Source organism: Alistipes sp. ZOR0009 (assembly GCF_000798815.1).
Taxonomy (GTDB): Bacteria; Bacteroidota; Bacteroidia; order Bacteroidales; family ZOR0009; genus Acetobacteroides.
On record NZ_JTLD01000022.1, the window covers coordinates 26,955 to 39,882 of the forward strand.

Here is a 12,928-nt window from a genome sequence, read left to right on the forward strand (position 1 = left end):
GTTTTTATGCTGATTTACTTTTTTGTCTCTTTAAGCGCAGATTGAACTGCTTTTAGCTGCTCTAGAGTTGGAATCGAATATAGTGAAACTCCATTTGCACCACCTTCAATTGCCATTTTAACACCTTCTTTTAGTTCTTCGATATTTTTAAAACCTTCGAGAAACAGTCCAGCATAAAGAGGCTTTTTGCCATCCATAAAATCAACACCCTCTTTTACGGCTGTTTTAATCCATGCTGGTTGCTCATCGTAGAAACTATGGTATACCATAGGACAAACAGCATCTATTGGAAAGCGAACCCAATCTTGACGGACTAAGCGGCGTGCAACTTCTGGTGTTGGAAATACTGCCGCAGAAACTGGTTTTTTATACGTATGGGCAACTTTACAAACTTCGTTTACAATATTTACCACCTGCTCATATCTGAATGCTCTCCATGAAAGTGCTTGGTCAGGATATTTTATTGTCAAAGGATCAACGCCATACTTTTCAGCATATAGCTTGCGGCAGCGGTCGCAGTAGCAAAAATCGTATTCACCATGCTCTAGCTGCTGCTCTATGCCGTAGTTTTTCCATAGGGTAAAAGGGAGAATAACATCGCAGTAGCGAACGTAATCGAGGTGAATGCCATCAATATAGTCCTTTTTGCAAAGCGATTCTACCTCCTTTTTTAATGCTTCGGCAACACCAGGGTGGGTTGGGCACATCCAACGGTAGTAATCAACATACGGAGGGGCATCTGCTGTCGATTTGCCATTACGGCTTACTGCTGCAAATTCAGGATGTTGTTTAAGTATATCTCCACGATTCATGGTCCACATCCAGCGGTGTGCCTCTAGGCCATGCTTTTTAGCACTCCGAAATGCCTTTTCTACATCAGCTTCTAGGAAAACTCCTGTGACACCGTAATTTCTCCAAACGGTATAAAGCGAGTCGTAATATCTTTCTGGAGCTTCCTGAGATGGATTCATCCAGATCCAAAGTTTCTGCTTATTGCTTTTGTCTGCAATGTGCGACTCTGATTTTTTGCTTTTTGCTTGTGCTCCAAACACTAGCAATAGGGCAAATAGTAGGGGTGTTAACTTGTTAAACTTCATGAGTTTAGTGGTTGTTGTGTTAAATAGTTTTGTTTGCAAACTTCTTATTCGTTAAAAGTTCGCTTAGCATTGCTAACAAAAATAGTTTAAAAGGGACTAAAAGATGTATAGCAAAAGATGTTATGTAAGATATTTTTGATAGTAAACTTAGAGAAAAATTATTGTGTTGGTAGGCATAAAAGCTATGCTATATGCGATTAACGGTTTCTTTATAGTAAAAGATGCTAACTAGGGATAAGAAGTGTTGAGTGCAAATGGTTGCATTGTTATGATGAGCAATGGGTGAGGGGAAAGTGGATTTGGAGACTCTGCTTGGTGCTATAATTCCCCCTTTTAATGTATTTTACGTATAGTAATGGTTGGCTAAATTGGTATTTTAGCATCGAAAATTTAAAAGAGCAATATGAAAGGTTTACTATTAGCGATGGTGTTACCGCTTTCTGTGATGGCGAAGACTCCAAAGCAGCCATACGATTATGTTAATCCTTTTTTGGGAACGGGTGGGCATGTGCATAATTATCCTGGTGCAACACTTCCTTTTGGCGGAATTCAGTTAAGTCCTGATACAGATGTAAAAGGATGGGATTGGTGTTCTGGTTATCACTACAGTGATAGCACTATGATGGGATTTAGCCATACGCATCTTAGCGGAACAGGTTGGGCTGATTTAGGTGATATCCTTTTAATGCCAACAACTGGAAAATTACAGATGACTCCAGGTGCGAAAAATCGGCCAGATGATGGCTATCGTTCTCGTTTTAGCCATAAGCACGAATCTGCCGCACCCGGTTATTACCAGGTGTTTTTAGAGGATTATGGGGTAAATGCAGAATTAACGGCGACAGAGCGCGTGGGAGTACATCGGTATACATTCCCCAAAAGCAACGAGTCAAATGTTATTATTGATCCGACTAGTAAAATTTTCGGAAAGGTTATAGAAACGAGTGTACGTATTGAGAAAAATGAAGTAACAGGCTACTGCCTAAGCGAAGGCTGGGGAGGTAGGCGCTATACCTATTTTGTTGCAACTTTTTCTAAACCTTTTGCCTCATCGGGGACTTGGATTGGCGATGCAATGAATGCATCGAAGGATGTAAAAGGTAAAGATGCTAAAGCATGGGTTCGTTTTGCAACTGCTAAAGGCGAAAAAATAGAGGTCAAGGTAGCTCTTTCAGCCATTAGCTTAGAAGGTGCAAGAGCCAATATGGCTGCAGAGGCAGCAGGCAAAAACTTTAGCAAGGTGCTTGCAGAGGCTAAAACAAAGTGGAATAAGAAACTTAATCTTATTGTTGTTGAAGGCGGTACAGAGGATAGTAAAACTATTTTTTACACAGGTTTGTACCATTGTTATTTAGCACCAACTCTATTTATGGATGTTGATGGGAAGTATATTGCAGCCGGAAAAACATTGAAGGCTAAAGGTTTTACGAATTATTCCACATGGTCGCATTGGGATACCCATAGGGCTGTACATCCACTATTTACAATTATAGAACAGAAGGTTACCACCGATTTTGCTAATTCTCTGATTAGCCGTCATTCAGATGCAGCAGATCACATGCCAATTTGGGAATTGTGCGGATTTGATAACATGTGTATGATTGGCTATCATACTGTTTCCCTAATTTGGGATGCTATTGCGAAGGATATTCCTGGAATTAATTACGATAAGGCTTTAGCTGCAATGAAGGATGCTTCTGTTACCGAAAAGATTAGTTCGAGTGATGGTAAAGGCGGAATTCTGGAGTATATCAATTTAGGTTATGTTCCTAGCCATATCGATAAATCTGTGAGTAAAACGCTGGAATACTCTTACGATGATTGGTGCATTGAACAGCTGGCAAGAAAAATGGGAAGGTCCGAAGATGCAAAAGTTTATGCTAAGCGGGCTGCTTCTTTTGAAAATATTTTCAATCCAGCCAAGAAGGCATTCTATCCAAAATATGCGGATGGACGCTGGCATGAAGATTTAAATATGAGCGATTGGAATGCGTTGACTCCTCACTACATTTCAGGTAACTTTTGGGACTATGAATTCTACTTGCCTCATGCGATTGATCGCTTGATTGAGCTTAAAGGTGGAAAGGTGGCTTTTGAGCAGTCGTTGGATACTCTTTTTAATACAGAACTTAAAATGCAAGGGGAGCAGCATGTGGATATTTCTGGCTTCTTTGGTAAGTATGCGCACGGGGATGAGCCAGGGCATAACATCCCTTACTTATACAACTACACCAAATCACCGTGGAAAACACAGGCTTTAATTCGTAAGATTTGCAGGGAGTTTTATGCAAATGATCCTGTTTCTATGCCAAATAACGAGGATTGTGGGCAGATGTCTGCTTGGTATATCTTTTCGTCGCTTGGCTTCTATCCGATGTGCCCAGGGATGCCTGAATATACCATTGGTGCACCGCAATTTTCTAAGGCTACAATTACATTAGAGAATGGGAAGCGATTTGTTGTTAATGCTAAGAATTTATCCGATAAGAATATGTATGTTTCAAAGGTTTCGCTTAACGGTAAGCCAATTTCTTCTTGGACTTTACTACATAAGGATATTATAAAGGGAGGCGAACTTACTTTTGAAATGGCAGATAAACCTTAGTCAAGGTATAACTATAAGGGGGGGCTTTGCTCCCCTTACTTTTTGTTGCTAGCATTGCTGGCTAACACAAAAGGCGTATCTTTCGATACGCCTTTTGTCTAAAGTAGCGAGAGAGAGACTTGAACTCTCGACCTCATGATTATGAATCATGCGCTCTAACCAGCTGAGCTACCTCGCCATTTTGAGAGAACTCCCTCATTATATGGTTACCCATTTAAAGGGTGAAATTTCGATAAAAAAAGGCACTTCATAAGAAGTACCCTTTTCCCCAAAACTAACTATTAACTAATAACTAAAAGAAACCCTGCCGTGACAGGTTGTAGCGAGAGAGAGACTTGAACTCTCGACCTCATGATTATGAATCATGCGCTCTAACCAGCTGAGCTACCTCGCCATTTTGAGAGGTGCTATCCTCTCGATTGCGGATGCAAAGGTAGATAAAATTTGATACCCTGCAAGAGATTTTTCAAAAAAAAATTGCAATAAAATCCACTTGAAATTATCTGTATGTGCTATTTTCAAGATTTCTAATAATTTAAAAAGGTGGCTTAGATTAAAAAAAATAAAACGAGAGGGCAGTCTGAAAAATCGTTTAACTTTGTGGCTATGTAATATGCTAGTTAAGTAAGGTTACAGGTTTTTAAACGGTATTTTATTAATGAAGACTTTACATCGGTTTGTACTGAAAACATTTTTCGGTCCTTTTATACTCAATTTTGCCTTAGTAATGTTTATTCTGCTTATGCAATTCCTTTGGAAGTGGGTGGATGCATTGGTCGGTAAGGGACTTGAATGGACTGTTATTGCTGAACTTATATTCTATATTGCGGTGGGGCTTATGCCGTTGGCACTTCCACTGGCTATGCTACTTTCTACCTTAATGGCCATGGGTAACATGGGGGAAAATAATGAAACCTTAGCCTTAAAGGCGGCAGGGGTTTCTCTTATTCAAATCATGGCACCTATTTTTTATGCAGGAACCATAATCACGATAGGAGCATTTTTTCTATCGAATAACGTTGTTCCATATACCAACCTGAAGGCCTACTCTTTGCTTTTTGATGTTCAGCAAAAGCGTCCTGAATTACAAATTAAGGAGGGGGTGTTTTATAATGGAATCCCTGGATTTAGCTTAAAAATAGGAGAGAAGGACGAAAAAACAAACCTGCTTAAGCGTCTTATCATTTATAATCATAGCAGTGGTATGGGAAATACCGAGGTTACAATTGCTGATTCTGGCTATATGAAGGTAACTTCCGACCAGCGTTATTTAATAGTAACTCTTTATAGTGGTAATATTTATCAGGATGTTACTGATAATACCAGCCCTAATGCGTACGAATTAAAGCCTTTTAGAAGTACTTCTTTTTCCAAGCAGCAGGTTACCGTTCCGCTTGATAACTTAAAGTTGGATAGGAGTAGCGAAGGTCTGCTAAAGGATAATGAGCGAATGCAAAATTTGGGGCAGTTAAAAATAATGAGAGATACAACTGCAATAAAGCGGGATGGGTTAGTTCGCTCTTTTGTATTGAATATTATTCATTCGGGATATTTTAGAAAATCAAGGGAGTTAGATAGCACTCTTAAAGAGAAAGATCTTAATAAATTTAAAACCTTTAAGTTCGATTCTGTATACAAAAGTTTTGATACAGAGAATAGGATGCGAGTGGTAGAAGCCGCCTTAAGTAGTGCGAAATCAACTCAAATGTCTGTTGTATCAAATAGTTTCGAATTAAGCGGGTTAACGGAGCGAATTAATAGGATAGACGTCGAGCGGCATAAAAAGTTCACCCTATCATTAGCGGCGCTGCTGTTTTTCTTTATAGGGGCACCGTTGGGAGCTATCATTCGGAAGGGAGGTTTTGGAATGCCAATTGTTGTTTCTGTGCTATTCTTCATTGTCTACTATATAATTTCTATCACAGGAGAAAAATTTGCGAGAGAAGGAGTTTGGTCCATAGTTTCAGGAACTTGGTTTTCTACATTCATACTTCTTGCCGCGGGTATATTCTTATCCTATAAAGCAACTCATGAGTCTCAGATAATGAGTATGGATGCTTATACCAACTTTGTCAAGAATATCTTTAAAAGAAAGAAATAAGAGTCAAAAGTTGCTCCCTTGGGGCAACTTTTGATCTATATAACAGAGCCAAATTTAGCAGATTGGATAAAAGATGTAATTTTACGGCCTCAATCAAATCTGTAAGTAACACAGGAAATAATGTTGAATAATCAAGATATGAGTTTAAACTTTAAGCTCAACACTATTGCCGAAGCATTAGAGGAGTTAAGAGCGGGGAAACCAATCATTGTAGTAGACAATGAAGATCGGGAAAACGAGGGCGATTTTGTTGCTGCTGCCGAACTTATAACACCCGAAATGGTGAACTTTATGGCAACTCATGGACGAGGTCTTATCTGTACTGCCTTAACGGAGGAGCGCTGCAATGAGCTTGAACTCGAAATGATGGTTGGTCGTAACTCATCTTTGCATGAAACGGCGTTTACCGTATCTGTCGACTTGCTAGGAGAGGGATGTACTACAGGAATCTCAGCTAGCGATAGAGCCAAAACAATAAAAGCGCTTGTTAATCCAAATACCAAACCCGAGAATTTAGGTCGTCCAGGCCATATTTTTCCGTTAAAAGCAAAAGAAAAAGGGGTGCTTCGTCGTCCAGGCCATACCGAAGCGGTGGTTGATTTGACTAGAATGGCTGGCTTGTATCCTGGTGGTGCTCTTGTTGAGATTATGAACGAGGATGGCACTATGGCTCGCCTTCCGGAATTGGTGGAGATCGCCAAAAAGTTTGACTTGAAGATTGTTTCAATTGAGGATTTAATCAAGATTCGTTTAGAGCAGGAAAGCCTAATAGAAAAGGGCGAGCGGGTAATGATGCCAACAGAGTTTGGGATGTTCAACCTTATTCCTTTTCGTCAAAAAAGCAATGGATTAGAGCATGTTGCTCTTATAAAGGGGGAGTGGACCGAAGATGAAGCCATTCTTGTTCGTGTTCATTCGTCTTGTGTAACTGGTGACATTTTTGGATCGTATCGTTGCGATTGTGGGCCACAGCTTCAAGAAGCGCTCAAAATGATTGATAAGGAAGGCAAGGGTGCGCTTGTATACATGAATCAGGAAGGTAGAGGAATTGGACTTTTTAATAAAATTCATGCTTATAAATTGCAAGAGGAAGGTTATGATACGGTAGAGGCTAACCTAAAGTTGGGGTTTGCTCCAGATGAGCGCGATTACGGTGTTGGTGCTAGCATTCTTCGGGAGTTGGGTGTAAAGAAAATTCGTCTAATGTCTAATAATCCAAAGAAAAGAATTGGGTTAGAGGGATATGGAATGGAAATTATAGAGAATGTACCTATTGTTATCGAACCTAATAAGCATAATGAATTTTATCTTCAAACAAAAGAGGAGAAGATGGGGCATTGGCTAGGTTTATTTAATACTAAAGAGAAAAAATAGGTTGATATGAGTCCTCTTCGGATAGTTTTTATGGGTACCCCCGAATTTGCAGTTTCCTCGCTTGATGCCATTTTTCATAGCGAGCATGAGGTTGTTGGGGTTGTAACCGTTCCCGACAAGCCTGCAGGGCGAGGTCAGAAGCTACAGCAATCAGCCGTAAAGCAGTATGCTGTAGAGAAAAACATACCTGTTTTACAGCCTGAAAAACTTAGGAGTGAAGACTTCCTACTGGATTTGCATGCGCTAAATGCCGACTTATTTGTTGTTGTCGCATTCAGAATGCTTCCTGAAGTTGTTTGGCAAATGCCTCCTAAAGGAACTTTCAACTTACATGGTTCGTTGTTGCCTCGTTATAGAGGTGCTGCTCCAATTAACTGGGCTGTTATTAACGGAGATAGTAAGACTGGGGTTACAACATTTTTCCTAAAGCACGAAATAGATACAGGAAATATTATATATCAGGAAGAGGTTGCTATTACAGCTGAGGATAATGCTGGCTCGATACACGATAAATTAATGGTCGTTGGAGCTAAGTTGGTTGTTAAAACGCTTGATGCTATTTCTCAGGGTGCAGCTCCAATTGTTAGCCAGGAGGAGTTGATTGCTAAAGGATACGAACCGTTGCATGCTCCTAAAATTTTCAAGGAAGACTGTAAGGTAGATTGGAGCACAGATGTTACCTCTATTCATAATTTGGTTAGAGGGCTATCTCCATATCCTGCAGCATGGAGCGAATTGGTTAAATCCGACGAGTTGCTGAGCATGAAAATATTTAAAACGGAGAAAGAGGTGACGGAGCATGACTATACGGTTGGAACCTTACTTACCGATGCTCGATCATTCTTGAAAGTTGCTTGTGTCGATGGATTTTTATCAATATTAGAACTTCAGCTGGCAGGTAAAAAGCGAATGCCTATTCGAGATTTTCTTCTTGGATTTAAAAATATTGCAGACTATCTGGTGAAGTAATTGTATATAGCCGCAAAAGCCAACGGGGTGACAATACTTGTCACCCCGTTGGCTTTTTATAAAACTGGAGTTATAGCCATTTCTTTTTCTTAAACATCAAAAGAAATCCTGTTGAAGATGCGATCATAAATAGTATGGCGAAAAGATAGCCATACTTCCATTCTAGCTCGGGTAAAATTTTGAAGTTCATCCCGTAAACGCTTGCTATTAGGGTGGGGGGCATAAATACAACAGAAACCACCGTAAATATTTTGATAATTTTATTTTGCTCGATATTGATAAGACCGAGAAATGTATTCTGTAGGTATTCTAAACGTTCGAAGCTAAAGTCTGTGTGGTTGATAAGGGAACCAACGTCCTTAAGCATAATGGTAACCTTGGGGTAAAGATCGTTCGGAAACCGTTCGCTCTTTAGTATCCCGGAAAGCACACGTTGCTTATCAATGATATTTTCACGAAGCAGCATCGAGTTTTCCTGCAGCTGGTTAATGTCTAAAAGAACCTCCTCGTCAACATTTCCCGAAAGGGTTATTTCCTTACTTACTTTTGCAATTTCTTTTGCAATAATCTCCACCATGTCGGCATCAAGGTCGATTCGGGTTTCAAGAATTGCAACCATTAGGTGGAACGAAGTTGGGAACGCTTTATTGTTTAGCAAAAATTTACGTATGGTATCGGAGAATACTTTTAGTTCAATATTCTTAACCGTTACCAGGATCCCTTCCTTAACAATAAAAGAAACGGCCTCATAGGTAAACTCGTCATCATCCTGAATCAGGAAGTTGGAGTTGGCCATTATGGTTGATTCCGATTCAAAGTAGCGCGAAGAACTTTCAATTTCTTCCGCTTGCTGTCGGGTTGCAAGATTTACATGTAAGAAATTCTCAATTGCCTTTTTCTCCTTAAGGCTTGGATTGGTCATATCAATCCAAATGATATCGTCAAAACCTAGTTCATCTAGGAGTTCTAGCTCAGTCTCTTGTATGATTTTATTATCACCACGAACGAATATGGTTACCATCGACCCTCGTTTTTACAGGTTACACAATGGGGGTATTTTGCTCTGGAATGTTGTAGGCTAAACGTATTAGCCCTCTTCAGCGCAAAGCGAGGTCGGCAAGTCGCACAGTCGGAAAACCGGCTGCAACGACCATCTTCGTCGTTTGTGGTTAAATATTTGTTGGAGAAACTTGGAGTAACGCGAGGTTGCGCCTTGTATGGATATTTTGTAATGATTTACATAGCCGATTGCTGCTGTTGCATCCGGCAAGTTCGTGCTTTTAAACCCGTTATGTATTGGGGTAGTGCTTGCTGAAGGCACCGCCGTAACTTTTTTTAAAACCATTCTATCTCAATTTATCCCGAAGGCATTTGTTGGGTTACTTTGATTATCGGCACAAAGGTAAGACAATATTTGCAATCGTAAACAAAAAATAGGTTTAAAAGCTCATTTCGTTATTTTAGCGCGCTAGATAACCCCCTTTTTTGATAAATTTGCATGTCAAAAATAAATTCTAAAAAATGGAATTACAGAAGTTAACAGCCATTTCACCAGTCGACGGTCGTTACAGAGGACAGGTAGTAGAACTTGCAGACTATTTCTCTGAATTTGCCCTTATTCGTTATCGCTTAAAGGTTGAAGTTGAGTATTTTATTGCATTATGCGAACTTCCTCTACCTCAGTTGACTGATGTTAATAAGGAGGTGTACCCTCTGCTACGCGACATCTACAATAGCTTTACTGATGCTGATGCTCAAAAGGTAAAGGAGATTGAAAAGGTAACCAATCATGATGTTAAGGCGGTTGAGTACTTCCTAAAGGAAAAGATGGAAGCTTTAGGCTTGTCAAAGCAGCTTGAATTCATCCATTTTGGTCTTACTTCTCAGGATGTTAACAACACTGCAACTCCACTTACCTTGCGCGATGCCATTGGCGAGGTGTACTACCCTCTTTTAGACGAGCTGGTAGAGAAGCTGGATCAGCTCTCTCGCGAGTGGTCAGAGGTGCCGTTGTTGGCGCGTACGCACGGACAGCCTGCGTCTCCAACCAAGTTGGGTAAGGAGATAATGGTATTTATAGAGCGTATTCAAAAGCAGGTCGACTTGCTTCAAGAAGTTCCTGTTAGCGCTAAGTTTGGCGGGGCAACAGGTAATTTTAATGCGCATCATGTTGCCTACCCCGAAATTAACTGGATAGACTTTGGTAATGATTTTGTGAATAACGTGCTTGGACTTACTCGTTCGCAGTATACCACGCAGATTGAGCATTACGATAATATTGCTGCTATCTTTGACTCCCTTAAACGTATTAATACTATTATAATAGACCTTTCTCGTGACTTCTGGACGTATATCTCTATGGATTACTTTAAGCAGCGAGTTAAAGAGGGAGAGGTTGGTTCGTCTGCAATGCCTCATAAGGTAAATCCTATTGATTTTGAAAATGCAGAAGGAAACTTAGGAATGGCGAATGCTATCTTTGAACACCTTTCTGCGAAGCTTCCCATATCTAGGTTGCAGCGCGATTTAACCGATTCTACCGTTCTTCGAAATATTGGGGTTCCTATGGCTCACACTATTATTGCCTTTAAGTCGGTACTTAAGGGATTAAATAAGGTTTACCTAAACCACGAGGCGATTAACCAAGATTTAGAGGACAACTGGGCTGTTGTTGCCGAAGCTATTCAAACCATTTTGCGTCGAGAGGGTTATCCAAAGCCATATGAAGCGCTAAAGGAGTTAACAAGAGGTAAGGCTGGTATTACGCATGAGGCAATCCGTGAGTTTGTAGAAACTTTAAAGGTTAGCGAAAGCGTTAAGAATGAAATTCTTCGAATCACCCCTCAGAATTACACCGGAATATATTAGTAGTTACTTTATAACATGGCATAAGGCAGGGAAGTTCCCTGCTTTTTGCTATTTTTGGCTCCATTAATAATCGCAAATGAAGAATATTTATAAAATTTTCCGATTCATGGTTCCCTACAGGGGACGCATAGTTGCATTTGTATTTCTGTCTATTCTACTTGCAATTTTTTCGGTAGCATCCATTTCCGTTCTGATTCCTTTCTTACAGATTCTATTTAAGCAATCTGTAGTTGTGTCAAATCCCGTAGCATGGGAGTTTACTTCAGATGCTATTCGTCATAACATATCGTACTATATTAGCCAATACGTTGTTGAACATGGCGCTATTGCTACCCTTGGAATTTTAAGCATTGGGGTGGCGTTGCTATTCTTTTTTAAGAATCTATTCGAATACCTCACCAGCTTTGTGATGATTCCACTTCGCAACGGTGTGGTTATGGATATTCGCATGTCGCTATACCGTAAAATAATGGAGCTGCCATTGGGCTACTATAGCGAAGAGCGAAAAGGGGATGTGATGGCAAAAATGACGAACGACGTAAACGAGATTGAAGCATCAGTAGTTCGTTCTTTAGAGCTTCTTTTTAAGGATCCTCTTTTGCTGATAGCCTATCTTACCGCACTTATTATTATAAGCCCTCAGCTATCGCTATTCGTTTTGGTGATGATTTTGGTGACGGTTTTTATTCTAGGGCGGATTGGAAAATCGCTTCGTAAAACATCCTATAAGGCGCAAAATAGCTTGGGCGATATTCTTTCTGCTATAGAAGAAACGCTTGGTGGATTGCGCGTTGTAAAAGGGTTTACAGCAGAACGACAAATGACTGCAAAGTTTAAAAGCCTAAATGATAGGTACCGAAAACTTTGTAACCATGCTTCATGGCGTAGGGATTTGGCTTCTCCTTTAAGCGAGTTTTTGGGAGTTGGCGTTGTTGTTGCCGTACTTATGTATGGTGGTAGGTTGGTTTTAAGCGATAAGCCAACTTTAACTCCAGCTGAGTTGATTGCCTACCTTGCTGCATTCTCGCAGCTGCTTAACCCCGCAAAACGTTTCTCACAATCGTACTATAACATAGTAAAAGGTATGGCATCTGCCGATCGTATCGATGCGATTCTTTCGGCTGTTAACCCAATTAAGGATAACGAAGATGCACAACCGATTGCTGGGTTTAAAAGTCAAATTGAGTTCAGGAATGTAAGCTTCAAGTACGGAGACGAATGGGTGCTTCGGAATGTGTCTTTTACCGTTGAAAAGGGGAAAACAATTGCTTTGGTTGGACAATCGGGATCTGGTAAATCCACCATTGTAGATTTGCTTCCTCGTTTTTGGGACATCCAAGAAGGTGAAATACTAATTGATGGCGTGAACGTCAAGAACTATAAGCTGCACGACCTGCGTCTTTTAATGGGTATTGTTAACCAGGAGCCGATACTATTTAACGACACCTACTTCAATAACATCGCATTTGGTGTTGATAATGCAACTGAAGCGGAGGTTATTGCAGCCGCAAAGGTGGCAAACGCTCACGAGTTTGTGGCGGCTACACCAAACGGCTACCAAACGGTAGTAGGAGATAGAGGAAGTAAGATGTCTGGCGGACAGCGTCAGCGTATTTCTATTGCACGTGCTGTTTTGGCCAATCCTCCTATTATGATTTTGGACGAGGCAACTTCTGCTTTGGATACCGAAAGCGAAAAAATAGTACAATCGGCGCTTGACAATCTGATGCAAAATCGTACTTCTATTGTTATTGCTCACCGTCTTTCTACTATTAGAAACGCGGATGAAATTCTGGTTGTAAATGAAGGACAAATTGCCGAGCGTGGTTCCCACGAGTCGTTACTGTCTCTAAATGGAATTTACCATAAGCTACATTCGATGCAGAAGTAGCGTAAAACTTACTACGAAATCCC

General features: G+C 40.4%; 8 protein-coding genes and 2 tRNA genes. 6 read left to right on the top strand and 4 right to left on the bottom strand.

Annotation, left to right across the window (positions count from 1 at the left end; all coding sequences use genetic code 11):
- Positions 1-14: 14 nt before the first annotated feature.
- The gene (locus L990_RS07600) at positions 15-1,097 is read right to left on the bottom strand and encodes a family 10 glycosylhydrolase (RefSeq protein WP_156121427.1); all 1,083 of its coding nucleotides are present in this window, start codon (positions 1,095-1,097) and stop codon (positions 15-17) included.
- Positions 1,098-1,500: 403 nt separating this feature from the next.
- On the opposite strand from L990_RS07600, the gene L990_RS07605 reads away from it, so the two are divergent.
- A complete protein-coding gene (locus L990_RS07605; protein WP_047447242.1) occupies positions 1,501-3,702 on the top strand; it encodes a GH92 family glycosyl hydrolase in 2,202 nt (733 codons plus the stop codon).
- A gap of 104 nt (positions 3,703-3,806) precedes the next feature.
- On the opposite strand, the gene L990_RS07610 is transcribed toward L990_RS07605, so the two are convergent.
- Positions 3,807-3,880, bottom strand: a tRNA-Met gene (locus tag L990_RS07610).
- Positions 3,881-4,022: 142 nt separating this feature from the next.
- Positions 4,023-4,096 (bottom strand) — tRNA-Met (locus L990_RS07615).
- A 264-nt stretch (positions 4,097-4,360) separates the two neighbouring features.
- On the opposite strand from L990_RS07615, the gene L990_RS07620 reads away from it, so the two are divergent.
- The 3 genes from L990_RS07620 (at position 4,361) to fmt (ending at position 8,146) form a co-directional block, all read left to right on the top strand.
- Positions 4,361-5,803: an LptF/LptG family permease gene (locus L990_RS07620; RefSeq protein WP_047447244.1), complete on the top strand. Its 1,443-nt coding sequence runs from the start codon at positions 4,361-4,363 to the stop codon at positions 5,801-5,803.
- 120 nt (positions 5,804-5,923) lie between these two features.
- Entirely contained in the window at positions 5,924-7,177 is a 1,254-nt protein-coding gene (locus tag L990_RS07625; RefSeq protein WP_156121429.1) for a bifunctional 3,4-dihydroxy-2-butanone-4-phosphate synthase/GTP cyclohydrolase II, read from the top strand.
- A gap of 6 nt (positions 7,178-7,183) precedes the next feature.
- Entirely contained in the window at positions 7,184-8,146 is a 963-nt protein-coding gene (gene fmt, locus L990_RS07630; RefSeq protein WP_047447251.1) for a methionyl-tRNA formyltransferase, read from the top strand.
- Positions 8,147-8,216: 70 nt separating this feature from the next.
- Here fmt and corA read toward each other — a convergent pair whose 3' ends face one another.
- Positions 8,217-9,167, bottom strand: a complete 951-nt coding sequence (corA, locus tag L990_RS07635; protein ID WP_047447254.1) for a magnesium/cobalt transporter CorA — start codon at positions 9,165-9,167, stop codon at positions 8,217-8,219.
- 500 nt (positions 9,168-9,667) lie between these two features.
- On the opposite strand from corA, the gene purB reads away from it, so the two are divergent.
- The gene (gene purB, locus L990_RS07640) at positions 9,668-11,014 is read left to right on the top strand and encodes an adenylosuccinate lyase (RefSeq protein ID WP_047447256.1); all 1,347 of its coding nucleotides are present in this window, start codon (positions 9,668-9,670) and stop codon (positions 11,012-11,014) included.
- A 76-nt stretch (positions 11,015-11,090) separates the two neighbouring features.
- On the top strand, positions 11,091-12,905 hold the full coding sequence (locus L990_RS07645; protein WP_047447266.1) for an ABC transporter ATP-binding protein: 1,815 nt from the start codon (positions 11,091-11,093) through the stop codon (positions 12,903-12,905).
- The last annotated feature ends 23 nt before the right edge of the window (positions 12,906-12,928 follow it).